This is a genomic window from Nocardia sp. NPDC051900 (genome assembly GCF_044452545.1).
Classification (GTDB): domain Bacteria; phylum Actinomycetota; class Actinomycetes; order Mycobacteriales; family Mycobacteriaceae; genus Nocardia; species Nocardia sichangensis.
In genome coordinates, this window is sequence record NZ_JBITBU010000012.1 from 1 (window position 1) to 25,939 (window position 25,939).

At 68.3% G+C, this 25,939-nt stretch carries 29 protein-coding genes; 14 read left to right on the plus strand and 15 right to left on the minus strand.

All coding sequences use genetic code 11. The annotated features are described in order from the left end of the window. The coding region (locus ACIA5H_RS21190) for a hypothetical protein (protein WP_356967402.1) at window positions 1–212 on the plus strand (212 nt) is incomplete at its 5' end. Window positions 213–284: 72 nt separating this feature from the next. On the opposite strand, the gene ACIA5H_RS21195 is transcribed toward ACIA5H_RS21190, so the two are convergent. The 4 genes from ACIA5H_RS21195 to ACIA5H_RS21210 all read right to left on the minus strand — a co-directional run bounded on the left by ACIA5H_RS21195 (window position 285) and on the right by ACIA5H_RS21210 (window position 5,007). Then, a complete protein-coding gene (locus ACIA5H_RS21195; protein ID WP_379254961.1) occupies window positions 285–1,454 on the minus strand; it encodes a CHAP domain-containing protein in 1,170 nt (389 codons plus the stop codon). 240 nt (window positions 1,455–1,694) lie between these two features. Beyond that, complete coding sequence (locus tag ACIA5H_RS21200) at window positions 1,695–2,546, minus strand: TIGR02569 family protein (protein WP_364439025.1); 852 nt, start codon at window positions 2,544–2,546, stop codon at window positions 1,695–1,697. 51 nt (window positions 2,547–2,597) lie between these two features. Next, on the minus strand, window positions 2,598–3,782 hold the full coding sequence (gene moeZ, locus ACIA5H_RS21205) for an adenylyltransferase/sulfurtransferase MoeZ (protein ID WP_364439028.1): 1,185 nt from the start codon (window positions 3,780–3,782) through the stop codon (window positions 2,598–2,600). Window positions 3,783–3,939: 157 nt separating this feature from the next. Further along, window positions 3,940–5,007 carry a DUF3152 domain-containing protein gene (locus ACIA5H_RS21210; protein WP_397077132.1) on the minus strand — a complete coding sequence of 356 codons (1,068 nt, stop codon included), beginning with the start codon at window positions 5,005–5,007 and terminating at the stop codon, window positions 3,940–3,942. Between the two features lie 389 nt (window positions 5,008–5,396). Between ACIA5H_RS21210 and ACIA5H_RS21215 the strand changes: the two genes are divergently transcribed. Next, window positions 5,397–6,053, plus strand: a complete 657-nt coding sequence (locus ACIA5H_RS21215) for a TetR/AcrR family transcriptional regulator (protein WP_039800303.1) — start codon at window positions 5,397–5,399, stop codon at window positions 6,051–6,053. An 82-nt stretch (window positions 6,054–6,135) separates the two neighbouring features. On the opposite strand, the gene ACIA5H_RS21220 is transcribed toward ACIA5H_RS21215, so the two are convergent. Together ACIA5H_RS21220 and ACIA5H_RS21225 are read right to left on the minus strand one after the other, a co-directional pair. Beyond that, complete coding sequence (locus tag ACIA5H_RS21220; protein ID WP_355077360.1) at window positions 6,136–6,363, minus strand: DUF3107 domain-containing protein; 228 nt, start codon at window positions 6,361–6,363, stop codon at window positions 6,136–6,138. A gap of 67 nt (window positions 6,364–6,430) precedes the next feature. Further along, on the minus strand, window positions 6,431–6,970 hold the full coding sequence (locus ACIA5H_RS21225) for a YceI family protein (RefSeq protein WP_355077082.1): 540 nt from the start codon (window positions 6,968–6,970) through the stop codon (window positions 6,431–6,433). Between the two features lie 102 nt (window positions 6,971–7,072). Between ACIA5H_RS21225 and ACIA5H_RS21230 the strand changes: the two genes are divergently transcribed. Continuing rightward, window positions 7,073–7,912 carry a helix-turn-helix transcriptional regulator gene (locus ACIA5H_RS21230; RefSeq protein ID WP_355077084.1) on the plus strand — a complete coding sequence of 280 codons (840 nt, stop codon included), beginning with the start codon at window positions 7,073–7,075 and terminating at the stop codon, window positions 7,910–7,912. Window position 7,913: 1 nt separating this feature from the next. On the opposite strand, the gene ACIA5H_RS21235 is transcribed toward ACIA5H_RS21230, so the two are convergent. The 3 genes from ACIA5H_RS21235 to ACIA5H_RS21245 are packed head-to-tail and all read right to left on the minus strand — an operon-like array spanning window position 7,914 to window position 10,611. After that, window positions 7,914–8,615 carry a ferritin-like fold-containing protein gene (locus ACIA5H_RS21235; RefSeq protein WP_379254957.1) on the minus strand — a complete coding sequence of 234 codons (702 nt, stop codon included), beginning with the start codon at window positions 8,613–8,615 and terminating at the stop codon, window positions 7,914–7,916. A 27-nt stretch (window positions 8,616–8,642) separates the two neighbouring features. Continuing rightward, window positions 8,643–9,698, minus strand: a complete 1,056-nt coding sequence (locus tag ACIA5H_RS21240) for an alpha/beta hydrolase (RefSeq protein ID WP_397077133.1) — start codon at window positions 9,696–9,698, stop codon at window positions 8,643–8,645. A gap of 55 nt (window positions 9,699–9,753) precedes the next feature. Then, window positions 9,754–10,611 carry a hypothetical protein gene (locus ACIA5H_RS21245; RefSeq protein WP_397077134.1) on the minus strand — a complete coding sequence of 286 codons (858 nt, stop codon included), beginning with the start codon at window positions 10,609–10,611 and terminating at the stop codon, window positions 9,754–9,756. Window positions 10,612–11,019: 408 nt separating this feature from the next. Here ACIA5H_RS21245 and ACIA5H_RS21250 point away from each other — a divergent pair, with 408 nt between their 5' ends. From ACIA5H_RS21250 to ACIA5H_RS21270, 5 genes are all read left to right on the plus strand, one after another. Continuing rightward, complete coding sequence (locus ACIA5H_RS21250) at window positions 11,020–12,771, plus strand: DEAD/DEAH box helicase (RefSeq protein ID WP_397077224.1); 1,752 nt, start codon at window positions 11,020–11,022, stop codon at window positions 12,769–12,771. Between the two features lie 27 nt (window positions 12,772–12,798). Beyond that, window positions 12,799–14,025, plus strand: coding sequence for a hypothetical protein (locus ACIA5H_RS21255; protein WP_364439042.1), 1,227 nt, complete (start codon window positions 12,799–12,801; stop codon window positions 14,023–14,025). Window positions 14,026–14,304: 279 nt separating this feature from the next. Then, window positions 14,305–14,910, plus strand: a complete 606-nt coding sequence (locus tag ACIA5H_RS21260; protein WP_355077093.1) for an acid phosphatase — start codon at window positions 14,305–14,307, stop codon at window positions 14,908–14,910. Further along, window positions 14,907–15,431 carry a GNAT family N-acetyltransferase gene (locus ACIA5H_RS21265; protein ID WP_397077135.1) on the plus strand — a complete coding sequence of 175 codons (525 nt, stop codon included), beginning with the start codon at window positions 14,907–14,909 and terminating at the stop codon, window positions 15,429–15,431. Before ACIA5H_RS21260 ends, ACIA5H_RS21265 begins: the two co-directional genes overlap by 4 nt. A 5-nt stretch (window positions 15,432–15,436) precedes the next feature. After that, on the plus strand, window positions 15,437–16,144 hold the full coding sequence (locus ACIA5H_RS21270; RefSeq protein WP_397077136.1) for an endonuclease V: 708 nt from the start codon (window positions 15,437–15,439) through the stop codon (window positions 16,142–16,144). On the opposite strand, the gene ACIA5H_RS21275 is transcribed toward ACIA5H_RS21270, so the two are convergent. Further along, entirely contained in the window at window positions 16,123–16,542 is a 420-nt protein-coding gene (locus ACIA5H_RS21275) for a hypothetical protein (protein WP_039800324.1), read from the minus strand. The genes ACIA5H_RS21270 and ACIA5H_RS21275 overlap by 22 nt on opposite strands. A 193-nt stretch (window positions 16,543–16,735) precedes the next feature. Between ACIA5H_RS21275 and ACIA5H_RS21280 the strand changes: the two genes are divergently transcribed. Then, entirely contained in the window at window positions 16,736–17,680 is a 945-nt protein-coding gene (locus ACIA5H_RS21280; RefSeq protein ID WP_379254946.1) for a diacylglycerol/lipid kinase family protein, read from the plus strand. A gap of 256 nt (window positions 17,681–17,936) precedes the next feature. Continuing rightward, window positions 17,937–18,191, plus strand: coding sequence for a WhiB family transcriptional regulator (locus ACIA5H_RS21285; protein ID WP_011211115.1), 255 nt, complete (start codon window positions 17,937–17,939; stop codon window positions 18,189–18,191). Window positions 18,192–18,718: 527 nt separating this feature from the next. Here the strand turns inward: ACIA5H_RS21285 and ACIA5H_RS21290 are convergent. Both ACIA5H_RS21290 and ACIA5H_RS21295 read right to left on the minus strand, forming a co-directional pair. Then, a complete protein-coding gene (locus ACIA5H_RS21290; protein WP_397077137.1) occupies window positions 18,719–20,233 on the minus strand; it encodes a sensor histidine kinase in 1,515 nt (504 codons plus the stop codon). 22 nt (window positions 20,234–20,255) lie between these two features. Continuing rightward, window positions 20,256–20,471 carry a biotin/lipoyl-binding carrier protein gene (locus ACIA5H_RS21295; RefSeq protein ID WP_355077100.1) on the minus strand — a complete coding sequence of 72 codons (216 nt, stop codon included), beginning with the start codon at window positions 20,469–20,471 and terminating at the stop codon, window positions 20,256–20,258. A 90-nt stretch (window positions 20,472–20,561) separates the two neighbouring features. On the opposite strand from ACIA5H_RS21295, the gene ACIA5H_RS21300 reads away from it, so the two are divergent. Next, on the plus strand, window positions 20,562–20,636 hold the full coding sequence (locus tag ACIA5H_RS21300) for a 50S ribosomal protein bL37 (RefSeq protein ID WP_022597109.1): 75 nt from the start codon (window positions 20,562–20,564) through the stop codon (window positions 20,634–20,636). A gap of 99 nt (window positions 20,637–20,735) precedes the next feature. Here ACIA5H_RS21300 and rsrA read toward each other — a convergent pair whose 3' ends face one another. Continuing rightward, window positions 20,736–21,002, minus strand: coding sequence for a mycothiol system anti-sigma-R factor (gene rsrA, locus ACIA5H_RS21305; protein ID WP_355077366.1), 267 nt, complete (start codon window positions 21,000–21,002; stop codon window positions 20,736–20,738). A 20-nt stretch (window positions 21,003–21,022) separates the two neighbouring features. Beyond that, a complete protein-coding gene (locus ACIA5H_RS21310; RefSeq protein ID WP_051021205.1) occupies window positions 21,023–21,655 on the minus strand; it encodes a sigma-70 family RNA polymerase sigma factor in 633 nt (210 codons plus the stop codon). 297 nt (window positions 21,656–21,952) lie between these two features. Between ACIA5H_RS21310 and ybaK the strand changes: the two genes are divergently transcribed. Both ybaK and ACIA5H_RS21320 read left to right on the plus strand, forming a co-directional pair. Then, entirely contained in the window at window positions 21,953–22,447 is a 495-nt protein-coding gene (gene ybaK, locus ACIA5H_RS21315; protein WP_397077138.1) for a Cys-tRNA(Pro) deacylase, read from the plus strand. A gap of 72 nt (window positions 22,448–22,519) precedes the next feature. After that, window positions 22,520–22,819: a hypothetical protein gene (locus ACIA5H_RS21320; protein ID WP_379254941.1), complete on the plus strand. Its 300-nt coding sequence runs from the start codon at window positions 22,520–22,522 to the stop codon at window positions 22,817–22,819. A gap of 328 nt (window positions 22,820–23,147) precedes the next feature. Here ACIA5H_RS21320 and ACIA5H_RS21325 read toward each other — a convergent pair whose 3' ends face one another. Further along, a complete protein-coding gene (locus ACIA5H_RS21325; RefSeq protein WP_356967377.1) occupies window positions 23,148–23,927 on the minus strand; it encodes an SOS response-associated peptidase in 780 nt (259 codons plus the stop codon). Between the two features lie 165 nt (window positions 23,928–24,092). Here ACIA5H_RS21325 and ACIA5H_RS21330 point away from each other — a divergent pair, with 165 nt between their 5' ends. Next, window positions 24,093–25,601, plus strand: coding sequence for an aldehyde dehydrogenase family protein (locus ACIA5H_RS21330; protein ID WP_355077108.1), 1,509 nt, complete (start codon window positions 24,093–24,095; stop codon window positions 25,599–25,601). Window positions 25,602–25,939 lie beyond the last annotated feature (338 nt).

A 25,939-nucleotide genomic window follows, 5' to 3' on the forward strand; every position in this document is an offset into this window, starting at 1 on the left:
AGGGCGAGAACATCCCGGAGCCGGGCATTCCGGAATCGTTCAAGGTCCTGCTCAAGGAACTCCAGTCGCTGTGCCTCAACGTCGAAGTGCTGTCGGCGGGCTCGGCCATCGAGTTCCAGCACGCCGACGACGAGGTGGATCGCACCGCCGCCAATTTGGGAATCAAGCTGTCCGGCAATGAGTCCGCTTCGGTGAACGACCTCTCGAGTTGATCCTGCAGCACATTGATCGGCGCGCCGCGCACGAAGCTGTCGCAATGGCCCGTGCGCGGCGCACCGGTACCGTCAGGACGCTCTTGCCTGGTTGGACGGTGGTTTGACCACGCCGACGAGCGATCCCGCGTTCATGGAATAGTGGTTGGATTTCAAGCGGTCGCTGGAATTTCCTTCGATGGTGGTGATCTGGCCGGTTCTGGGATCCACGGACTCCACGATTCCGACATGGTCGGGGGTTCCGTCGCCCTCCCAGTCGAAGATGATCATGTCCCCCTTTTGCGCACTCGAGATATTCGCCGCCAACCCCATGTGCTTGGCGTCGTTCCAGATGGAGGGCACGTAGTTCGGATTGGTCCAATGGACGTTGTAACCCGCCTTATCCCATACCCAGGTGGAGAAGGCAGCGCACCACGCGTCACCGATGTTGTACGGAACCTTGTGGGCCACGCCATCCTTGTCGTAGTACACCGGGGAATTGTCGCCATTACGTTCGGATACCCCGAGTTTTAGTTGCTCCCGAGCCTTCGCGACGATATCGTCCGTGGTCCCGGTGCCGTTGGTCCAGGTGGCATCGCTCGCGGGCAGCGCCCACGCAGCCCGGTTCCCCGCGTCCGGCGCATTTCCGTAGGGGTTGCGCGGGAGGTCCGGAATCATCTTGTAGATATTGCCCGCGTCCCTTCGCATGCCGTCGTCCGCGTCTTCGATCGTGTCGTGCACACGGTCCACGCCCTCCAGGATCAGCTGTAGCAGCCGGTTCTCCTCGGCGGGGGTCAGGTGCAAGTTGCCATCGGGCAGCCGGGTCAACTGGTGCTCCCCGGGTTCGCGGCTGAGTTCGGATTTGAGCCCGTTCACGATCTCTTTGACATCCTGGAACGCCTTATTCGAGGTGTCGAAGCTCGCGATGGCCCGTTCATTCACGCCGTCGTTCTGAGCTTGCAGTTGTGACGTTTTGTCCAGGAACGCACCGCGCTGCTTGTCGTAGTTGTCGACCAGCACCGACGATCCGGACTCGAGCGTCTGAGCGCCATCCTTGGTGAGCTTTTTGCCGTCCGCGCTCAGCAGCTTCTTGTCCCCCAGCCAAGCGATCATGTCCGGCTGCCCGCCCTCCCAGCCGGACGCGAACAGCAAGACCGCATTCTGCATGTACACATTCGCCGCGTCGACGACCGCGTTGAGACCGCCACTGGCATAGGCGGGATGCGGAAGGTCGGGGAGATCCAGGTCGGCGAGCGTCGTCATGCACGCCCTCCGCTCCGCGCAGTCCACACGGCCGATTCCCGCAGGACAACAAACAGCATCCGTAAACCTCTCTCGGCGAGAGTCACCCGGCACATGCGGCGCACATGCCTCATCGCGAGTATCGGGCATTCCCGACATTGGCAATGCCGACAAGTCCGTCCGAAAGCCGGATGAGCTGCCCACCGGACCTGCGAGCCGGTTCCGTGGTGCCGAATATGTTGTCCGAGAGCAACTTCACTCTCAAAGGGTGAGTCGTACCATATCCGCCGTGCGCGCCAGGCCGGGGAACGCCTGGGGGGTCGAGCGCGGATGCAGCGCATGCACCGCGAGCCGGAACATCACCGCGCGCAACAACATCTGCGGCCACTCCGGCAAGTCCGACCAACGATCGAGTAAGCCGTCGTCCGCGCCGCCCCAGGAGAGTGCGTCCACCACGACCACCGCCGCTGCCCAGGGCACCGGCCGCCAGTACGGGGTGAGGTCGGTGAGCCCGGGGGTCTGCGCGCCCGCGAACAACACGGTGCCGAACAGGTCGCCGTGCACCAGCTGCGGAGGCGACTGCACCGGCTTGCGGAGGGTGGCCAGTTGGCCGATCAGTTCGATGCTGCGCCGCCCGTCCGGGGAGGTCGACAGCGACGCGCCGCCCGCGCGCAGACTGCGCAGCGGCACCGGCTCCCAGGCGGCGCGATCGGCCGCGACGAACACGTCGATGTCCACCCACGGCACCACCGGCGGCTGAGCGAGGAAGCGCGGACGCTCCAGCTTCTCCGTCGCCTTGTGCAGGCGCAGGGACACCGAGACCACCTCGTCGTGGCGTGGTTCCGGGATGCCCTCCAGGTAGGTGTCCGCGCGCCAGCCGGACACCACATAGCGACCGTCGGTCGCCCGCACCGGACGGGCCAGCCGCAGGCCGTCAACCTTCAACGCCTCACGGACCTTCGCCGACCACGCCGCACGCGCGTGATCGGTGACCGGACTGAGCACCACGTCGCCCAAGCGCCAGCCGCCTTCCCAGTCGCCGAGCGAAACCGGGGTCACTTCGCGCAGACCGAACGTGGCACGCACATGCTCGGGAGGTTCCACAGAAGTCACGGCCGTACGCTACGCTGCGTCGATTTCGGCGCGCCTCCGGCGCGCCGTGACTCAGTACACCGGCAGCGACTTGTCCACCTGGTTGGCCCAGGCGATCACGCCGCCTTGCAGATGGGTGGCGTCGGAGAAGCCCGCGCGCTTGAGCGCGGCCAGGGCCTCGGCGGAGCGCACTCCGGTCTTGCAATGCAGCACGATCGGACGGTTCTGGGGCAGTTCGGACAGCGCCTCACCGGACAGGATGCGGTCCTTGGGAATGAGCTTCGCGCCCTCGATGTGCACGATGTCCCACTCGACCGGCTCGCGCACGTCGATCAGCTCGATGTCCTTGCCCGACGCCAGCAGCTCCTCGAGCTCGCGCGCGGTGATGGTGGACCCGGCCGCGGCCGCCTGGCCCTCCTCCGACACCACGCCGCAGAACGCCTCGTAGTCGATCAGCTCGGTGATCGGCTGACGCTCCGGGTCGCGGCGCAGCTTGATGGTCCGGTAGTTCATGTCCAGTGCGTCGTACACCATCAGACGGCCGAGCAGCGGCTCACCGATGCCGGTGATCAGCTTGATCGCCTCGGTGACCATCACCGAACCGATGGACGCGCACAGCACGCCGAGCACGCCGCCCTCGGCGCAGGACGGAACCATGCCGGGCGGCGGGGCCTCCGGGTACAGGTCGCGGTAGTTGATGCCGCGCCCGTCCGGGGCGTCCTCCCAGAACACCGAGACCTGGCCCTCGAAGCGGTAGATCGAGCCCCACACGTACGGCTTGCCCGCCAGCACTGCGGCGTCGTTGACCAGGTACCGGGTGGCGAAGTTGTCGGTGCCGTCGACGATCAGGTCGTACTCGCGGAACAGTTCCACCGCGTTCTCCGGTTCCAGCCGGATCTTGTGCAACCGCACATCGATGCCGGAGTTGATCTCCAGGATCGAGTCGCGCGCGCTGTCGGCCTTCGGGCGGCCGATGTCGGATTCGCCGTGGATGACCTGACGCTGCAGGTTCGAGGCGTCGACCTCGTCGAACTCGACGATGCCGAGCGTGCCCACGCCCGCGGCGGCCAAGTACAACAGGGCGGGCGATCCGAGGCCACCCGCGCCGATCACCAGCACTTTGGCGTTCTTCAGACGTTTCTGCCCGTCCACGCCGAGATCGGGGATGATCAGGTGTCGGCTGTAGCGGGCTACCTCATCCCTGGTCAGCTCCGCGGCCGGCTCGACAAGTGGCGGCAGGGACTTGGGTGATGACACGTCCAGGACTCCTCGAATCGCTTGGCCGATCGCTGCGGCGGTATGACGCCCTCGGCGGGTTGGTTCAACTGTGCAACACCGACGACCGGGCCGTTCTTCCCGCCCATCGTTCCGTATACCCGCCGCACCGCGACAAGCACCCCGTCCGGCGCAATCACTATCCCCGGGGGTAGGGCCAGGGGTTGAACCGGCAGCGCTTGCCGTCCATCGGCACCACGCCGTGCGGATCGAGTGCGGCGATGTCGTCGTTGCGGGTGCCGAAGGTCTGCTGCATCATCACCGGCGCCAGCCCGCCGTCGGTGTCGCACGCCTGATGCTGGTGGTAGCCGATGGCGTGGCCGACCTCGTGGTTGATCTGGTACTGCCGATAGGACCCGATATCGCCTTCGAACGCGAGCGCGCCGCGCACCCACCTGACCTCCGACAGCACGACGCGGCGATCGTCGGCGTTGTAGCAGGAGGTATCGATCGGGATGTCGAAACCGCATTCCTTGCGGCTGGATCCCCGTGAGGTGAGCGAGACGCGGAAGTCCACCTCGCCCTGGTCGACCCGGCGGAACGCGAACTTGGGGTCGTGCGTCCAGCTCTTCGGGTTGGCCAGCGTGGAATCGATCATCTTGGCGACGGCCTCGTCCCCGCCCAGGCCGGAAGTGTCCACGCCGTTCTCGATTTCCACGGTGTAGCGGAAGGCGGTCGCGGTGCCGGTGCCGATCTGGGCGGTCGTGCCGGGCACTACATGCCAGACGCCCGCACCGGACTCGGCGAAGGCGCCGCCTTCCGGAAGAGCCCCGGTCGGCAGGTCGGTGGGAAACTGCCCGTCACCCGGCGGAGCGCCGATGATGCCCGCGGTCGCGGTGGCCGGACTGAGTCGACCGAGCCCAGGATCCGAGCCCGCGGCGTTGATGTCGTCGGTGGCGCGGATCGCGTCGACCACCACCAGAACGGTGATCACGACCAGCACCGGCAACGCGTACGCCCGCCAGCCGTAGGTCGAGACGAATCTGCCCAGTGCGCTCTGCTTCTTGGCATCCCGCTCGGGACGCGACCTCGTCCTGCCCTCGTCGGGAGCGGTGGGATCCCAGCGGGCGCGCAGCGGTTGGTGGGATCGCTCGGCCTTGTGCGAGTACAGACCGAGCGGATCGTAGACCTCGGCGCCATCGTGTTCGAGCTGCTCCAAGGCTGAATCCAGCTGGGGCGCAGCAGGTTCAGGCGGTTTGCCGCGCATGCGTTCACTTGTCTCCCGGCCGGGCGACCCGCCGCCCGCCCCGGACCGCTTGGCTGCGCCGGTCCGAGCCGCCTCACCGGATCGCGCCACTGGCCAGGTTCTCGCCACGCCGTCCGACCCTACGGAACCTGGCGCGCCGGAGCCAGCCGGGCGACGCGCACCGCGCCGCCCGCCGGGGGGTCTTTCCGGTCGGTCGGTCACGTTCACCAGCGTCTCACAGCGGCGAATCCCCACCTGCGGGCATACCAACGGGCCCGTCGGTGCGACAATGTGTCTCCGGGTGGCACCAGTTGCCCGGCCCCGATCCGCGGGCGGGCGACAACCGGGTATCGTTCTTGAGATAACCCGGTGCACACCCCTTTGCCGGGGAATCGACTGGGAGAGCCGAAATGACTGACCTCGTGGACCGGATGACGTCCCGTAGATCGTCGTCCGAGCCCGCCAAACGCGGTACCCGGCTTCCGCGCGACGAGCGACGTCTACAGCTACTCGCGGCGGCAAGCGAAGTCTTCGTGCAGCGCGGCTATCACGCCGCCGGCATGGACGAGATCTCGCAGTGCGCCGGAGTGAGCAAGCCGGTGCTGTATCAGCACTTCACCAGCAAGCTCGAGCTGTATCTCGCGGTGCTGCAGAACTACGTCGACATGCTGGTGTCCAGCGTGCGCCAGGCGCTGCGCTCCACCACCGACAACAAGCAGCGCGTGCGCGCGGCGGTGCAGGCGTACTTCGATTTCGTGGACAACGAGATGCAAGGCTTCCGCCTGGTCTTCGAGTCCGACCTGACCAGCGAGCCGCAGGTGCAGCGCCGCGTCGAGCAGGCCACAGAGGCCTGTGTGGACGCGGTCTTCGACCTCGTCGCGCACGACTCGGGCCTCGATCCCTACCGGGCCCGCATCCTGGCAGTGGGCCTGGTCGGCGCGAGCCAGTTCACCGCACGGTACTGGCTGGAGGCCGACCGGCCGATCCCGAAGGAAGAGGCGGTCGACACCACCGTCTCGCTCGCCTGGGGCGGACTGAAGCACGTGCCGCTGCACCCGATCGACTGAGCGCGGTCACGACGACGAGCGAGCCCCTGCCCCCGACCGATCGGGGGCAGGGGCTCGCTGCGTTTCGGCGGGAAGCCGGAAGTCAGACGGCGGCGAAACCGACGCGGCCGCCGGTGGTCGAGCCGATCTCGACGTAGGCGACCTTCGAAGCCTGGATCAGGAACTTGCGGCCCTTCTCGTCGGTGAGCGTCAGGACGCCATCGTCGCCGCCGAGCGCACCGGACACCAGCGCCTCGACCTCTTCCTGGGTCTGCGCGCTGCTGATCACCAGCTCGCGCGGGCTATCCGAAATACCGATCTTGACCTCCACGGCCAACCTCCGAACCTGAGAGTCCTGTGCTGTCGGTTCCAAGGCTAGTGCGGGCCGCCGGGGGCGCTCACTTGGGCTCGACGAGCTGGATCTCCAGTTCGATCTTGACCGTGTCGCTCAGCATGCCGGGCAGGGCTCCGCCGACGCCGAAGTCGGTGCGCTTGATGGTGCCGGTGGCGGAGAAACCCGCGTGCCGGTCGCCGGTGGGACCGAAGTCCTGCACACCGCCCCACTCGACCTCCAGCGTGACCGGCTTGGTAATCGCGCCGAGCGTGGCCTGCCCCTCGACCTCGAAGGTCTCGGCGACGACCACGGGATGGTCGGCGCGGAAGGTCAGCGTGGGGCGATTGGCGACGTCGAGGAAATCGGCGGTGCGGATGTGCGCGTCCCGATCGGCGTTTCCGGTGTCGAAGGAGTCGAGGTAGATCGTCGCGCCGACGGTGGCCGCGCCCGATTCGTCGACCACGAATTCGGTCTCGAACCGGTTGAATCCGCCACGGACCTTGGAGATGCCGAGATGGCGAATGGTGAAGGCGACCGAGGAGTGCGCGGCGTCGAGTGCCCACGAACCGGTTTTCAGCGTGGTGGATTCCGAGGTAGATGTCATGCCTCCGACAATGACCGGACCGCGGTCCGGTAGCCAGACCGCCGTTATCCTGGACCTGACAGGGCGCGGATAACCGTCCTCGGACCGGGCACGATGGGATCTATGGCAAGCAACGGATTCGCGGAGTTCCTCATCGCCCGGCGCGCCGAGCTGCGGCCGTCGGATGTCGGCTTGCCCGAGGGCGGCCGGCGCCGGACACCTGGGCTACGTCGCGAGGAGGTCGCGGTGCGCGCGGGCGTCAGCGCCGACTACCTGGCCCGGCTGGAGCAGGGCCGCGACACCAATCCGTCGCTCGCGGTGATCGACGCGTTGGCCGACGCACTGCTGCTGCGCGGCGACGACCGCCAGTACTTCGGCATGCTCGCGATGACCTCCGGCAACGAAACCCGTTGCCCCGGGAGCGAATCCGCCGCGGAGCAGGTGGCCCCGACGATCGAGACGATCCTGCACGCGTTGCAGCCGACACCGGCCTTCGTGGTCGGCCGCAGACTGAACGTGCTGGGCTGGAACCAGGCGTGGGCCGATTTCGTCGCCCCGCTGGGTCTGCTGGACGGACCGGATCAGCCCAATCTCGCCTGGTACACCTTCGTGCATCCCGCCGCGCGGCGCGTCCTGCGCAACTGGGAGGAAGCCGCCGACACCTTCACCGCCGCCCTCTGCCGCGCCAAACTCCATTGGCCCGGCGATGCGGCGCTGCTCGAGACGATCGAGGCGCTGCGCGGGCTCCCCGATTTCGCCGGCCGCTGGAAGCCGCATCGGGTCGGCGCGCCCGGCTCCGGCACGCTGCACCTCGACCATCCCGTGCACGGCATGGTCGAGGTCCCGTTCGAGATGTTGGAAGCCGACCGCAGGGACCAGAGCGTCGTGGTCTGGCTGATCGACCGGGCGAGCATCCACGCGCCCGGTTTGCGGCTGGTGCCCAACCGCGCGGCGAACGAGTAGCTCAGATGCCGAGGACCGCCATGCGCTCGGCGTGGCTGTCCTGCATCCGCTCGAACAGCGCCGCGATGCCGTTGAGATCGCCGGTGGCGGTGAGCACCAGATCCGTGAGTTCGTCGCGCTGCGCCATGACGAACTGCGCCTGGGTGATCGCCTCACCGAGCAGCCGCCTGCCCCACAGCGTGAGCCGGTCGCGCTCGGAGCGGCTCTCGGTGACCGCCCGGCGCACCTCCTCGACGACGAACTCGGAATGCCTGGTCTCGGCGAGCACATCGCGGACCACCGCGGCGACGTCGGGGGTCAGCGCGCCCGCGATCTCGGTGTAGAAGTCCGCGGCGATGCCGTCACCGACGTAGAACTTCACCATCGACTCGAGCCACGTCGACGGGTCGGTGGACGCGTGGTAGTCGTCCAGCGCGCGCACGAACGGCGCCATCGCGTCGAAGACGCCGGCGCCGCGCGCGGCCAGCGCGGACTCCAGCGTCTTGAAATGCTCCATCTCGGCCGCGGCCATCTTCGCGACCGCCACCTTGCCCCGCAGCGACGGCGACAGCTTGGCCTCCTCGGCCAGCCGGTAGAACGCGGATATCTCGCCGTAGGCGAGCACCGCGAACAGGTCGGTCACGCCGGGATGGCTCGCGGGGATGGAAAGGCTTGCTGGGTCGGTCGACGAAACACCTAACGCGGCAGGTGACTGTGCTCCCATGCGCCCCAGCGTAATACTCACCGCGACTCAGGAGGTCTCGGCAAGGAACTTCTCGAGGTAACTCCATGTCGTGTCACGTGCGGTCGGCGCGGCCAGGATGCCGAGGTGGCTGCCGGGCGCGGTCTCGTAACGGACCATGGCCGATCCCGTGAGCAGGGGCACGCCTCCCTCGACGGCGGGAGCCGGGGCGATCACGTCGGACGGCCCGCCGACGAGCAGCACCGGCGCGGTCACGTTCGCCAGCTCGATCCGGCGCTCGCCGAGCCGCACGACACCGCGACCGATGTCGTTGTTCAGGATGAACCGGCCCCACAGCTGACCGTAGAAACGCCCCGGATATCCGGGCATCTCGGCCATGAACCGATCGATCGTCTCCATCTTCGCCAGCGCCTCGGTACGCGCGATATTGCTCGCGACGAACCATGGCCGGGTCAGCTCACGATCCCAGGCGGTGACCTTGTAGCCGATTCGAGTCAGTGTCGCAGGAACGCCACCGGCCGCGCGGATGACGGTAGAGGCGCCGCGGCCACCGGTGAGTTTCGCGACCGCGCGCAGCTGCGGCACGCCGGTCATCCGGTCGTAGTCCAGCGGCGAGCCGACGGCCGTGACGGACCGGATGGGCAGTTCGGCGTGCGCCGCGGCGGTCAGCAATGCCAGCGTGCCGCCGAGCGACCAGCCCACCAGATCCACCGCGCGCCCGTCGCGGTCGGCGCTGGTCCGCAGCACCGCCTCGGGCAGGATGTCGTCGATCCAGTCCTCGAAGCCCATGCGCCGGTCGGCGAAGGTGATCTCGCCGTAGTCGACGACGTAGGGGCTGCGGCCGATCTCCAGCAGGAAGCGCGCCAGGCTCTGGTCGGGCCGCAGATCGAAACAGGTGGCGGGCGCGGCGAGCGGCGGGACCAGCAGGACGGCCGAATCCGCTTCCGCCGCATCCCCCTCCGCGCGCTCGAACCGCCGCAGTTGCCGATGCGGCTGGTCCCACAGGATCGTCGCGGGGGTCGGGTCCGGCGCCTCGATGCCGGAGCCGAAGGTCAGCGCCCAGGCGTTGCGCGCGGCGATGGTGACAGTGTCGGCAAGGCTCACAGCGAAGAGAGTCTCACATCTCGGTACCGCCGGTAACAGGCAACTGCCCGCCGCGCTACCGCGGCCCCATGCCGACGGGGTTGAGCGGCGGAACCACCGACTCCTGCACGCTGCGCACCAGCGGCGCGAGCGAGGTGGCCAGCTCGGTGATCGCGTCGGCCGACAACACCGCGAGCGCACCGGTCCACGCCGCTTCGTCGGTCTCGGCCTCTACCGCGGCCAGCAGTTCCGCGCCGCTGCCGGTGAGAGTCGGAGTGACCGGCTCCCCCGCGACCAGCCCACGGGCCCGCAGCTCGTCGAAAGCGTCCGCCCATTCCGCCTCCGACACCCCGCGCGCGGGCCGCATCACCGATTCGGGCGCCTTTCCCGCGGCCACCTGCACGACCAGCGCATGGCGTCCACTGAGACCGTGCGTGACCAGGGCCGCGACATGGCCGTCGCCGCGATGCTCACGCAGGGAGGTGGCCAGCTGCCACAGCGCGGCCACCGGGTCGGCGGGCAGCGGCAAGGCCGCGTTCGCGGCGAACAGCGCCCGCCCCGTCGGATCGGCGGCAAGCTGCACCGGCGCCAGCAGCTCGACCGCGCGAGCCGACACCGCGTCACCCGCGCCGACGCCGCGCAGCAGACCGGTGGCCAGCTCGAGCCGAGCGGCCAGGCAGCGCTGCGGCGTCGCACGCTCCCACGCCTCCGGCAGCGCGCGACGCACCATGCCGGGGTGGAAACCGGCGAAAGCCGCCTGCACGGTAGCGGGCGTCACCGCGCCCAGCGGCGCCGCGCGGAAAGCGAAGTAGGTCTGCCAGTAGCCGCGCAATCCGATCCCGACGCCCGCCTCCTTGACGCCGGTGCCGAAATAGACGACATCGTGTAGCGGTTCGAGCGTCGCCCAGATTTGCCGCGCCGGATGAATTCCCATGTGGCGCAGCGTACGTGGGCGCCCTGCGCGGCGAAAGCGCGCTGCGGGTCCGGAGCATTTTCGATAGCGCGCCGTGGTGGCAATTCGAACGCGGCACAATATCACGCTACAATCGCGGCGGACAACGGAAAGTTTCGCTCGACAGAGTCGCCGGACGTCGCGCTCACGCACACCGCGGGGACGCCGCTGCGACTGCCGACCGGTTTCGAGTGCGAAGTTTTCGTTGGACAGGAAAATGTGCGCGCACCAATCCGCGTCACCAGTGCGCCGCGCCGATGTTTTGCGAGGTAGCCGCCGCTTTTGTGGCAGGCGCCCGGCATCCGGAGCGTGGCCGGGTGAAGTATCGCCTGCGGAGTCGTGGTCGTCGTGGACCGCCCGGTCCGCCCCACCTCGTGCGCGCGGGACGTGATTACGAGGAAGGCACGAACCCTGAGCAAGATCACAGTCGATCAGGAACCAGGTCTGGCGGAGACCCTGTTGACGGCCGAACTGGACGCAACGCATACCGCCCCGACTTTCGCCGAATTGGGCGTGCGCGCGGAAATCGTCCGCGCACTCGGCGAGATCGGAATCGAACGTACTTTCGCCATTCAAGAACTGACCCTCCCGCTGGCGCTCGCGGGAGAAGATCTCATCGGTCAGGCCCGCACCGGCATGGGTAAAACCTTCGGATTCGGCGTGCCGCTGCTGCACCGGATCGCCACCGCGGAATCCGGCACGACGCCGCTGGACGGCACGCCGCGCGCGCTGGTCATCGTGCCGACGCGCGAGCTGTGCATCCAGGTCACCCAGGACCTGGAGAACGCGAGCAAGTACCTGACCAACCACCAGGGGCCGCTGCGCGTGGCGTCGATCTACGGCGGCCGCCCCTACGAGGCGCAGATCGCGGCGCTGCGCGCGGGCGTCGACGTGGTGGTCGGCACGCCGGGCCGACTACTGGACCTCGCCGACCAGCAGCACCTGATCCTCGGCAAGATCGGCGTGCTGGTGCTGGACGAGGCCGACGAGATGCTCGACCTGGGCTTCCTCCCGGATATCGAGCGCATTCTCGGCATGGTCCCGGACAAGCGCCAGACCATGCTGTTCTCCGCGACCATGCCCGGGCCGATCATCACCCTGGCGCGCACCTTCCTGACCCGGCCGACGCACATCCGGGCCGAGGAGCCGCACGACTCGGCGGTGCACGACCGCACCGCGCAGTTCGTCTACCGCGCGCACGCCCTGGACAAAGGGGAGTTGATCGCGCGGATCCTGCAGGCCGAGAGCCGCGGCGCGACGATGATCTTCACGCGCACCAAGCGCACGGCGCAGAAGGTGGCCGACGAACTGGCCGAGCGCGGGTTCGCGGTCGGCGCGGTGCACGGCGACCTGGGGCAGATCGCCAGGGAGAAGGCGCTGACCAAGTTCCGCAAGGGCACCATCGACGTGCTGGTGGCGACCGACGTCGCGGCGCGCGGCATCGATATCGATGACGTCACGCACGTCATCAACTACCAGTGCCCGGAGGACGAGAAAACCTACGTGCACCGGATCGGGCGCACCGGCCGCGCCGGGCGCACCGGCGTCGCGGTGACGCTGATCGACTGGGACGAGCTCAACCGCTGGTCGGCGATCGACGGCGCGCTCGGCCTCGGCATCCCCGAGCCGGTCGAGACCTACTCGCGCTCGCCGCACCTGTACACCGACCTCGGCATTCCCGAGGGCATCACCGGTGTGATCCGCAAGCCGAAGCCGGAACGCGACCCGGACGCGGTGGTGGTCGAACGCCAGGCCCGCGCCCCGCGCAAGCGCAACCGCAAGCGCACCCGCGGCGGTAAGCCGATCGACGGCGCACCGAACGTCACCGATTCGGCCGACACCGACTCCGCCGTGGACGACGAGGTCATCGACACGGAGCAGGAAGCCCCCGAGGCCGACGCGGCCGACAAGCCCGCCCGCCGCAGGCGCAGGCGGCGCAAGGCGACCGGCGACACCGCCGACAGCGCCGCCACCGACGAGTCGAGCCCAGACGCCTCGGACGACCACGGCGCCGCCGAGGGAACCGACACGACCGACCGTCCCGCTCGCCGCAGGCGCAGGCGGCGTCGGTCGAGCGAAGGAGACGTCGCGGCGGAGGACGCCGGGAGCGCGGCCGAGCCCGCGGCCGCCGCGTCGGCCTGACCGCCCGGATCGGCTAGTCTCGCATTCGTGCTCGCACCCGAGCGGCGGACGCGCGCCGATATCATCTCCGCAGTCGCGATCGCGGTTCTCGTCGTGATCGCGGCAGCCGTGGTGTGGGTGCGCGGCGACGCGCACGGCACCGAATCGGTGACCGCGTCGTCCACGGTGCCGACCCCGGTCGCGGCCGATCAGCTGCCGACCGCGCTGCGTGAGGTGTGGCACGCGCCCGACCGTGCGATCACGCGGGCGCTGGTGTCCGGCGGGGTCGCGGTGACCGGCGACGACGACACGGTCACCGGCCGCGACCCACGCACCGGCGATCAACTCTGGAAGTACCGGCGGGACTTGCCGCTGTGCGGGGTCGAGGGCCAGTACGGCATGGTGATCGCGGTCTACCGCGACGAGCGCGGCTGCAGCCAGGCCACCATGCTGGCCGGCGACAGCGGCGCCCGCCGCACCGCGCGCAGCAGCTACATGGACCGGGAGGTGCGGCTGTCGGCCGACGGCACCTACCTACTGGCGCAGGGGCCGCAGCGACTGGAGATGTGGCGTTCGGATCTGGTGCGCACCGTGGAGTACGGCTTCGTCGACGCCCCGGTGAACGTCAGGACGCAGCCGCGCAAAGGGTGCACGCTGCTGTCGTCGGGTTCCAGTCCGTCTCGGCTCGCCGTGCTGGAACGCTGCCCCACCGACCCGGCCGAGCGGCTGACGGTGCTCAACCCGGCTCCCAAGGACAACACGGTGCCGGAGGAGTTCGGCTCGCACGTATTGACCGGTCCCGGGTCGGATTCCACGGAAGCACGGGTGCTCGCGGTCTCCGACAACCGCATCGTGCTCTACTTCCCCGCCGCGACCGGCGCCGAGCCGGTACCGCCTCGCTTGGCCGTCTATGACGGGAACGGCAACGCCGTTGTGGTGCATCAGCTTTCGGCACCGCTGAGCCAGACGGCCACGACCACGCGCATCGGATCGGCCTATCTGGTCTTCACCGGGAACAGCGTGATCGCTTTGAACGGCAGCACTTTCGACCCGCTGTGGACCGCGGGCGGCGCGCTCGGGTCGCCCGCGCTGATGGCGGGCAAACTGCTGCTGCCGACCACCGGCGCGCTCGCCGTCCTCGACCCGGCCACGGGAACCGAAACCGGTCGGATTCCGGTGGACCGGCCTGGCTATACCGGAAACCCGATCTCGCTCACCGTGATCGGGAGCACCGTGCTGGAACTGCGCGACGGAGAATTGCACGCCTTCGGCTGAGGCACGCGGCGAATCTATTGGTGCCGCCGAGCTCCGACGTCACCATCGAGCTGAAATCGACCACCTGCCGGTGCACGGCGCGGAAGTCCGACTACGACGAGCTCGCAATGGGTGACCACGAGCGATCCGTTGCTCGCGAACTACCAGGCCGAGGTCTGGCGGCCGGTGCCGCTGACAGTGCTCGAGATCGAGCGGCCGACAGGATCGTAGTCCGCTTCGTCACCGTCGCGGGGAGACCACAGTGCCGCTCCATGATCAACGGTGGACCATCATGGAGGCATGTCCGCACTCGACGATGCCCGCGTTGTGCTGCTTCGGCACGGCGAGACCAGCTGGTCAACACAGCGGCGGCACACCGGCCGCACCGATCTCCCGCTCACCGAGCGCGGCGAAGAACAGGCCAGGACGGCAGGCGAGTTGCTCGCCACGCTGAAATTGCGGAATCCGTTGGTGCGCACCAGCCCCCGACTACGGGCGATGCGCACCGCGGAGCTGGCCGGGCTCACCGGCGCCGTGGTCGACGACGACCTCGCCGAATGGGACTACGGCGCCTACGAGGGATTGACCACCCCGCAGATCCGCGAGTCCGCGCCCGGATGGACCATCTGGACCGGCCCGGTCCCGGACGGTGAGACCGCACAGCAGGTGCGCGAGCGCGCCGACCGGGTGCTGGCCGACGTGGCGCCCGCGCTGCCGGAGCGGGATATCGTGCTGGTGGGGCACGGCCACTTCTCCCGCGCGCTGATCGCCCGCTGGGCCGAATTCGACGTCCGGGAGGGCCGCCGATTCGCCATGTCGACCGGCGCGCTGACCGTGCTCGGCTACGAACACGACGCGCGCACGATTCGCACGCACAACCTGGTACACAACGGAGCGTCACTGTGACCCGACCTGCCACCGACCCCACCGCCGTCGACCTCGGCGCCGCCGTCCTGCGCCGCGCCGTCCCGTCCGACGTGCCCGGCCTGGTCGACCTCATCTACGACCTCGCCGATTACGAGAAGGCACGGCACGAGTGCACGGTCACCGCCGAGCAGCTGCGCTCCGCGCTGTTCGGCGCGGAACCGAAGGTGTTCGCGCACGTGGTGGCGGACGAGTCGAGGCTGCTCGGCTGCGCCATCTGGTTCCTCAACTTCTCCACCTGGGACGGCGTGCACGGCATCTACCTGGAGGACCTCTACGTCCGGCCGGAGACCAGGGGCAAGGGCTACGGCAAGGCCCTGCTCACAGCCCTGGCGAAGGAAGCGGTCGAGCACGGCTACAGCCGCGTCTCCTGGGCGGTGCTGACCTGGAACAAGCCCTCGATCGACTTCTACGAATCGATCGGCGCCGTAGCCCAGGACGAATGGCTGGGCTATCGGCTGGCCGGCGACGCGCTCGGCAAGCTGGCCGCCGACGCGCGGTAGCGCGGATGTCCTGGTTCCCGCCGCTCGATCTCGCGTCCTGGCCCACCACTGCCGAATCGGCCATGGCCCTGCAGGACGAATTGCGGCCGCTGGTCACTCCGGTCGCCCCGCCCGGTACCCGTTTCCGCACGATGGCCGGACTCGACTCGGCCTACGACGACACCGGCGCCGTGGCCACGGCCGTCGTCGTCTTGGCGGCGGACACCCTGCGACCGGTCGCCTCCGCGGTCGCGCACGGCGTCGCCGATTTCCCGTACGTGCCCGGCCTGCTGGCTTTCCGGGAGATCCCGGCCACCCTCGCCGCGCTCGAAAAGCTCGACAGCGCACCGGATCTGCTGGTCTGCGACGGCCAGGGACTCGCCCATCCGCGCCGCTTCGGCCTCGCCTGCCATCTCGGACTGCTCACCGGCGTGCCGACGATCGGCGTGGCGAAGACGGTGTGGGGCGATTACGCCGAACCGGGCCCGCAACGCGGCGCGGCCACCGACATCACCATCGACGGAGCGGTGGTGGGACGGGCGTTGCGCACCAGAACCGGCGTCAAGCCGGTGTTCGTCTCCGTGGGGCACCGCATCGACCTCGACACCGCCTGCGCACAGGTGCTGGCACTGACCCCGCGCTACCGGCTACCGGAGACCACCCGGCACGCCGACCACCTCTGCCGCGCGGCGCTGCGCACGGCCACCGGGAACTATTCCGGTTCGACGCCGTAGTCCTGCGCCATCCAGCGGGTGGACGGCGGCGCGAACAGCAGCACCAGCGCGGCGACCGCGACCACCCCGAGCACCGTGCCGTAGACCGGCTGATGCGAGTCGGTGAGCAGCGACCAGGTGACCGGGAGCAACAGCAGCTGCGCGATGACGGCGATGGCGCGACCCCAGCGTTTCCCCAGCAGGAGCCCGATGCCTGCGGCCAGCACCGCCCCGCCGAGGATGCCGAACCAGGCCGCCGTGCCGTAGCCGCTGGTCGCGGACTGGTCGTGCCCGAGCAGTCCCCGCACCACCAGCACGATCGCGAAGCCGACGGCGACGACGCCTTCGAGCGTCACCAATCCACCGGCCGCCCGCACCGTCGTCGGCGCCGTTCCCGCGGCCGCGCTCTTGTCGCTCACGATCGCGCCTCGCTCGGCTCCGTCGTGCGCCGCAGCGCACGGTGTCCTCGCTTTCCTTGCTGACGCTCGTTCACGCGGCAAGCCTACGACCCCGCTGGTCCGCGTCATCGTCCTGGCGTATGCCGGGCAACGGCATCCGGCGCATCGCTCGCCGCTTTTCCAGGGCCGGTCGGCCGCCAACTAGGCTGCCATCGTGCGGACGCTGCTGATCGTGAACCCGAATGCCACCTCGACGACACCGGCGACCCGGGACCTACTCGCGCACGCGTTGGAGAGCCGCACTCAGCTGACCGTTGCGCATACCCAGCATCGCGGCCACGCCGCGGAACTGGCCCAATGGGCAGCCACGAACGAGATGGACCTGATCGTCGTGCACGGTGGCGATGGGACGGTCAACGAGACCGTCAACGGCTTTCTGCCGCTGCCCGTCCTCGACGACGGTCAAGCCTGGTTGCCACGCCTGGGCGTGATCCCGGGCGGCTCGGCCAACGTCTTCGCCAGGGCGCTCGGCATCTCCCCCGACCCGGTGACCGCGACCAACCAGCTCATCGACCTGCTCACGCTGGACGCCGATCGCCGGATCGGTCTCGGGCTGGCCGACGACCGCTGGTTCTGCTTCAGCGCAGGCGTCGGACTCGACGCCGACGTCTGCGAGGCGATCGACGCGAGCCGCGCCCGCGGCCGCGCCGCCACTCCGGCACGCTACGTTCGAACAACCGTGCGACAATTCTTCCGGGCAAAGCGCAAGGAACCCGGCGTTCGGGTCGAAATTCCCGGCCGGGAGCCCGTGGACGAGGTGCATTACGCCTTCGTTACCAACACCACACCGTGGACATATCTGAATGCCACGCCGGTGCACACCAACCCCGGCACCCGGTTCGAAACGGGCCTCGGAGTGTTTGCGGTGCGCTCCATGGCCGTCCTCCCGACGCTCCTGCTCGCGCGCCAGCTCCTGGCGGCCAACGGGAATCCCAAGTCCCGCAATTTATTTCGCGAAGACGACGTTCCCGCCGTACGAATCGAGTCCAAAGAACCGATCGGCCTGCAAATCGATGGCGACTTCATCGGGAAGCGCAACGTGGTGGATTTCACTGCCGTGCCCGATGTCCTGGCCGTCGTCGCGCCGAGACCGCGCTGAGCGGCGAAACACCGGGAAAAACATCGCGGTTAGTGGTGCGAAATCCCGATAGAGCGAGTACAAAGGACCGGGCAGGCTTCCCCACAGCGGGGGCCTTCAGAGCGTGAGCTTCCCCACGGTGCACCGCGTGCCTATTGACATCTACGGTGTTCGTGAAAGCATTCACAAGCAACCGTGCGGAAACATTCGAGTCGCACAAGTGAACGAACCACAAACCATCGGCGCCCTGCGCGGCGCCCAGCAAAGGAGCAGAGGAATGGACTGGCGCCACAAGGCCATCTGTCGCGATGAGGACCCCGAGCTGTTTTTCCCCGTGGGTAACAGTGGTCCGGCGCTCGCGCAGATTGCCGATGCCAAGCTGGTCTGCGCTCGCTGCCCCGTAACCGCCGACTGCCTGTCCTGGGCCCTGAAGTCCGGACAAGACGCCGGCGTGTGGGGTGGTATGAGCGAGGACGAGCGCCGCGCGCTCAAGCGTCGCAACGCGCGCACCCGCACCCGCACCGTCGTCTGATCTCCAGACGACCGGCCTTACCGGGCCATTCAGCCCGGCCCGGTAACGCATTTCAGCCCGGCACCCAAAGGTGCCGGGCTGTGTTGTTTTTGCACGCTCGTCCGCGAACTGGAAATGACCGGTCTCGCTTCGCGACGAATCCGGAAGCCGACCAATGCGGTTCGCCGGACGGCAATATCGGCAGCGCGGATCAGAGCGCGGCGCGGGCCGCGGTTCGACTCGCGGACGAGCGGAACTTGTGGGAAAGTGGTTGGTTTCCAAGCGGGTTGGGACGGTCGCGAATCAGTGCGACACCTCGCATTCCACTCGTTGCGGACATTCGGGAAGTAACCGTGCCGCAAGCCGCACACCGCGTCCGAGAATGGCCTTTCCGCGACATCCGAGCAACAGCGCGCAGCGGGCACGACCGATAGCGCGGGCGACGGATCCGGCACCGCCCGCTCCCGGCTATCGAAACTACGGCGCTGCCCGGCACGACTTGACGCGATGATCAACGCGAGCCGCAGCTCACGGCCCGAACGCACTGGTCAGCGGCCGGAACGTCGGCCCAGCGGAACGCGAAGGACGGCATCGGTACCGATGTCGGCGCCGGGGTGCAAGCCGATGGAGCCGCCGAGTTCGGCCGTCACCAAGGTGCGGACGATCTGGAGGCCGAGCCGATCGGAGGACTCCAGGCTGAACCCGGGCGGCAGACCGCGGCCGTCATCGCTGATGATCACGTCGAGCCAGCGGGCCGAACGCTCGGAACGGATTGTCACCGTGCCGTTTTCGCCCGAGTCGAAGGCATGCTCGATGGCGTTCTGCACCAGTTCGGTGAGCACCATCACCAAGGGGGTGGCGCGTTCGGCGGAGAAGACGCCGAGCGAACCGGCGCGGCGCACCTTGATGCGCGTGGTGTGCACCGTGGCCACGTCGGCCATGATCGGCAGCAGCCGGTCCACGACCTCGTCGAGATCGACCTCTTCGTCCACCGACATCGACAGCATCTCGTGCACCGAGGCGATGGAGGTGACCCTGCGCACCGATTCGGTGAGCGCGACCTGCGCCTCCTCGTTCTCGGTGCGGCGAGCCTGCAGGCGCAGCAGCGCGGCGACGGTCTGCAAGTTGTTCTTGACCCGGTGGTGGATCTCCCGGATGGTGGCGTCCTTGCTCAGCAGCGCGCGATCGCGCCGCTTGACCTCGGTGACGTCGCGGACGAGCACCGCGGCGCCGGCCAGCTCACCGTGCGGGCGCAACACGAGGGTGCGCAGCAGCACGGTGGCTCCGCGCGCCTCCACCTCCATCCGGCGTCCGGTCCGCCCGGCCAGGGCGGCTTGGATGTCGCCGACCACTTCCTGGGCATCGAACGGGTCGGTGATCAGCGAACGGGTGGTGACGGCGAGATCCTGGCCTGCCAAGTCGGCCTGCAAACCCATCCGGTGGTAGGCCGACAGCGCGTTCGGGCTGGCGTAGACGACGATGCCCTCGGTGTCGAGCCGGATGAATCCGTCCCCCGCGCGCGGGCTGGAATGGGTGGCCGCGCGATCCTCGGTGGTCGGGAAGGTGCCGTCGGCGATCATCTGGCACAGATCGTCCGCGCACGCCACGTAGGCGCTCTCCAGCTGACTGCGCACCCGGGAGCGTTGCCGATCGGTGTCCCTGCTCAGCACCGCGATCACGTCGTCGCCGCAGCGCACCGGTATGGCCTCGCGGACCGCGGGCACCGGATGCGGGTGATAGACGCCGGAGGCCTCGACCTCACTGTCGGCTCGTACGGTCTTGCCGGTGAGCAGCGCCTCGAACACCTGCGGATGGTCGGTCCGCAGCGCGACCGTGCCCACCAGGTCCTCCTGGTGCACGGTGGGCGCGGTGGTGGGACGGCACTGCGCGACGCAGACGATGTCCGCGCCGTCCGTCACCGGTCCCGCACCGACCCACAGCAGCAGATCGGCGAAGGACAGATCGGACAGCAACTGCCAATCGCCCACCACGCGCTGCAGATGATCCACGGCGACGCCGGGTAGGTCGGTGTGCTCGGCCAGCAGCTCGCTCAGTGTCGCCATGCAGATCTACCGCCGCAATCGATCAGGAGATGACCGCGATGAGGTGGCCCGCCTTGATCGCGTCGCCTTCCTTGACACCGATCGAGGTCACCGTGCCACTGGACTCCGCGACCACCGGGATCTCCATTTTCATCGACTCGAGGATCACCAGGGTGTCGCCCTCCTGGACTTCGTCGCCTTCCTCGGCGACCACCTGGTAGACGACCGACACCAGCTCGGCGAGTACTTGCTCAGCCATGACACCCCATATCCTCGTTGGCCTGCATCCGCTGACGGTACAGCCAACCACACGTGAAAGAATGGCCTTCAATCAGAAGGGAGACTACTCATGGGTAAGCGCGGACGTAAGAAGCGTAGCCGCAAGGGAAACGCGGCCAACCACGGCAAGCGGCCCAACGCCTGAGCGCTACGCTCGGCCCGCAAGCACGAAGCGGCACGCACTTCCAGCAGGGAGGCGTGCCGCTCGCGTTTCGCGGATCGGCGATGCGTACCTTCGCCTTCTTCAGTCGGAGGTCTCGACCGAAGTCTCCGTGGTCACGGTCGTCCGGCGGATCTCGATGGTCAGGCGCTCACGCAGCGACTCGGGTGCGCGATCACCGCCACATTTGCGGCTCAGCAGGCTCTTGACCTTCTCCTCGATGCCGTAGGCCTCGATACACGGACTGCAGTGCTCCATGTGGTGCTGCAATCGTTCCCGAGTCGCGTCGTCGCACTCGCCGTCCAGCATCAGCCACACGTCGGCGAGCACCGCCGTGCAGTCGAGCTCCATGTCGGGGTCCCGCTCGGTACTCACTGCTTGACCTCCTGGCGTTCCCCCGAACGGTTGAATCCACGCTCGCGCGCGACATCGGCGAGCAAACCCTTCAGTTGCTTCCGGCCGCGGTGCAGCCGGGACATCACCGTACCGATGGGAGTGCCCATGATGTCGGCGATTTCCTTGTACGGGAAACCCTCGACGTCGGCGTAGTACACCGCCATGCGGAACTCCTCAGGCAGTTCCTGCAACGCGGCCTTGATGTCGTCGTCCGGTAGCGCGTCCAGCGCCTCGACCTCGGCCGAGCGCAGCCCCTGCGACGTGTGCTCGGCGGTCGCCGCCAGCTGCCAGTCGGTGATCTCGTCGGTCGGATACTGCGCGGGCTGGCGCTGCTTCTTGCGGTAGGAGTTGATGTAGGTGTTGGTCAGGATCCGGTACAGCCAGGCACGCAGATTGGTGCCCTCCCGGAACGACTTGAAGCCCTGGTAGGCCTTCACGTAGGTCTCCTGGACCAGGTCCTCGGCATCCGCCGGGTTCCTGGTCATGCGCAGCGCGGCGCCGTAGAGCTGGTCGAGCAGCGGGAGCGCGTCCCGTTCGAACCGCTGCGCCAGCTCGGCATCGTCGACGGCGGCGACATCGTCGGCCGCCACGTCATCGTCGCTCGTCACACCTGTCCCTTCGATCGCCGTACCTGCCAAATCTACCGGCATCGGCACATCGAAGGAGAATCCGCCGTCGGTCGGGGACACGTCGGTCCCTACCGGGCGGTCATCGAGCAGCACGGGCACAGGCATCTCCTTCACGTCTCCATAGGGCCTGCTCACGCGGTGGAAATCATTCCGAGCGCGGTGTACCGGCTACAACATGCGCGACGCGTCCGGTGTTCCCACCCGCCACCGGCTCCCGGCGAATTTGCAGGAAATCCCGTTGCGGGCAGGGTCACAGCCGCCGTTAGGGTTTGGCCCATGGCAGCAGGCTCGACTCCCGCGATCCGCGCGTTGACCCAGGCGAAGGTGTCCCATCGCGTGCACGCCTACAAGCACGATCCGCGCTCCGACTCCTACGGCACCGAGGCGGTCGACGCGCTGGGCGCCGAACTCGGAGTCGCGGCCGAGCAGATCTTCAAGACCCTGGTCATCGAATTGGCCACCGGCGCGCTCGCGGTGGCCGTGCTTCCGGTGCCGAACACGTTGTCGCTCAAAGCCGCGGCGGCGGCGCTGGGCGCGTCGAAGGCGAGCATGGCGGACAAGACGCGAGCGGAGAAGACGACCGGATACGTCCTCGGCGGCATCTCCCCGCTCGGTCAGCGCAAACGGCTGCCCACCGTGATCGACGACTCGGCGTTGGCCTGGGACCGGATGCTGTGCAGCGCCGGACGGCGCGGACTGGAGATCGAGCTCGCGCCCGCCGACCTGGTCCGGCTGACCGCCGCGGTGACCGCGCCCGTGACATCCGCGTAATTCCGCCACGATCGCCGCGATCTGTGCGTTACTGAACTGGCCAGATAGACCCGACTCGAGGATGTGATGCGAATGTCTACGCAGCAGCGTGTGCGCACCGTGATCGTCGCGTTGTTCGGAGCTCTCGTCTTGGCTCTCGGTTCGGTAACGCTCCTCGCCCCCGAGGCAGCCGCCGCGCCGGACAGCCCGCAGATCACGCAGGTCAGCGATTCCGTGTTCGACTTCGGCGGTCAGGGTTCGAAGAGCGACGACAAGTCCGGGAAAGCCGAGAAGCTCAGCGGCAATGTCACCACCAAGCTGATCGACTTGGTCGCCGGAATCATCAAGTGCGGCTTGAATATCGCTTCACCCAGCGTCAAGTGCAGTCTGTGATTTTTGCAGCGCCTTCGGCGCTGCGTGTTCGCGGCCCCTTTATGGCTCGTGTCCGAGTGACCGCCGCTTGCTCCTTCGTCGCCTACGCGGCGGCCACTCGGACACGAGCCGGGCCGCGAACGCGGCAGCCGCTCGGACGCGTTGAGCCGACTGCGGACGAGCCACGGCCGCCATCACCTGGGCGCAGCAAGCCATTCCGTTGTCGGACCCGGGCGCTCGTTCGTGGTGGAGATTCAAGCGGTGCGGATGTCCGATTGCACGCCGATCCAGCACGGCACGCCCCATGTGCCTGCGGCGGCGCGGGATCCGGCGGTGGGGTAGCCGGCGCTCACAGCAGGGTGATCTGCTCTGCTTCCTTTTGATCGTCCACCGGGGCGAGCAGTTCGGGGCCGTTGTTGCGCACGCTGTTGACCAGGGATGGGACCGGGCGGGGCACGATGGCGGCGACCGTCTCCTCGGACGGCGTCTCCAGCAGGCTCGCCGGGGCCGGGTGATCCGGGTCCAGCCACGCGTCCCAGTGTTCCCGTGGCATGGGCAGCGGCATCCGGTCGTGGATGCGGGTGAGGTCGCCGACCGCGTCGGTGGTGAGAATGGTGCACGACAGCAGCGGTCGGCTCTCCGGTTGCGACCGGTCGCGCCAGACCGACCACAGGCCTGCCATGTAGAGACGGGAACCGTCCGCGTTGGCCATGTAGTAGGGATGCTTGGCGGCTTTGCCTTTCTCGCCGTTCGGCTCGACGACCCACTCGTACCAGCCATCCATCGGCACCAGGCAGCGCCGGGACTTCACCGCGTCACGGAAGGACGGCGTGGTGGCGGCCTTGTCGGCGCGGGCGTTGAACAGCGGTTTGCCTTTGACCGGTACACCGGGCTCGGCCGCTTTGGTCCATACCGGGATCAGGCCCCAGCGCATGCGCCGGATACGCAGTTTCGGGTCGTCGTCTTCGTGGTCTCGGTCGTGCCGCTCGACCACGGTGAGCACCTGCGTCGTCGGAGCGACGTTGTAATTGGTGAACGAGCTCTCGTCGGCCGCGCCGGTCTCGTCGAGCGCATCCAACTCCACCGCGAGCCTGCCGGGATTGGTCGTGGTCGCATATCGTCCGCACATATCCCGATAGTCCCACTCGCCACCGACAGCGTCGGGGACAATTGGTGCATAGCTGGTGACCTGTTGAGAGTTGTGGCATAGCATTCTCTCATCGGAGGACGGGCTGCCCGTCCACTCGGACATGCGCATCGACCGTCGACCGCAGACGGCAAGAGGAGAACCACTGTGACATCCACCGACACCAAACCGGCCGATCACGATACGGCACTGACGTCGGTCAATCCGGCGACAGGCGAGGTGATCGGCACGCACGTCATCGCCGACGACGCCGCGGTGGCCGCCGCGGTCGCCAAGGCTCGCGCAGCGGCCGCCACCTGGGGCGCGCTGAGTTTCGATGAGCGGCGCACGCATCTGCTGCGCTGGTCGAGCAAGCTGGTGCAGAAATCGGAGGAATTCTGCGCCCTGATCCACGCGGAGAACGGCAAGCCGCTCGACGACGCCTTCCTGGAATTGATGCTCGCGCTCGAGCACATCTCCTGGGCGGCCAAGAACGCCAAGAAGGTGCTCGGCCCCAAGCGGGTCTCCCCTGGCGCGCTGATGTCGAACTTCAGCGCCCGGCTCGAGCAGCGCCCGCTCGGTGTCGTCGGCGTGATCGGCCCGTGGAACTACCCGGTCTACACACCGAACGGTTCCATCGCCTACGCGCTGGCCGCGGGCAACACCGTCGTGTTCAAGCCGAGCGAGTACTCCACCGGCATCGGCAATTTCCTCGCCGACGCTTTCGCCGAAGCCAATCGTGAACTGCCCGAGGGCGTGTTCAGCACGATCAACGGGTATGGCGCCACGGGTGCGGCGCTGGTCCGCTCGGACGTCGACAAAATCGCGTTCACCGGCTCCACCGCCACGGGTAAGCGGATCATGGCCGCCGCCGCCGAACGGCTCACCCCCGTGCTGCTGGAGTGCGGCGGCAAGGACGCGGTGATCGTCGCCGCCGACGCCGACATCAAGGCCGCGGCGGACGCGGTCGCTTGGGGCGCCACCGCCAACAGCGGTCAGACCTGCGCGGGCGTCGAGCGGGTCTACGTCGACCGCTCGGTGCGCGAGGAGTTCGTCGCGGAGGTCAAGCGCATCCTCACCGACATCAAGCCCGGCTCCGGCGACAAGGCCGCCTACGGCCCGATGACCATGCCGAGCCAGATCGACATCGTGCGCCGCCATATCGACGACGCGCTGAAGAACGGCGGCACCGCGGTGCTCGGCGGCCCCGAGTCGGTCAAGGCGCCGTTCATCGAACCGGTCGTACTGGTCGACGTGGACGAGAACTCCGAGGCGGTGGCCGAGGAGACCTTCGGCCCGACCATCACCATCCGCACCGTCGACGGCGTCGACGAGGCGGTGGAACTGGCCAACAACTCCAAGTACGGCCTGTCCTCGGCGGTCTACTCGAAGAAGAACGGCCTGGACATCGCGCGCAGGCTGCGCGTCGGCGCCACCTCGGTGAACTCGGTGCTCGCCTTCGCCGCCATCCCCGGCCTGCCCTTCGGCGGCGTCGGCGATTCCGGCATCGGCCGCATCCACGGCGAACCGGGTCTGCGCGAGTTCACCCGTCCGCACTCGATCGCGGTGCAGCGCTTCACCGTTCCCGGTATGGCGCTGCTGAGCTACAGCCGCACCGACTCCACGATGAAGCTGCTGCGCAAGCTCGTCCCGTTCCTGCACGGACGGCACAAGTAGGAATCCCACGGCACGGGCCGGGCACTCGACCTCGTCGAGCACCCGGCCCGTGCCGTAGGTGACACCCGCCGATCGGTGCCGGCGAGCCACCAAGCAGCCGCGAACACCAGCACAGCAGGCGACAAAGGAACAAGCGGCAGTCGGACTGAGCCGGTGCCGGCCATAACAAACGGCATGCACTCGATAGCAAGCTCCGACACCTACGCTCCCAGCGCACCGCAACTCCCAGTTTCGAGCGAAGCGAGACCGAGCATCCGCCCGTTCGCGGCCCGGCTCGCGTGTGCACGGCCGCCGCGTACGCGACGAAGGAGCAAGCGTCGGGCGCGCACACGCGCGCC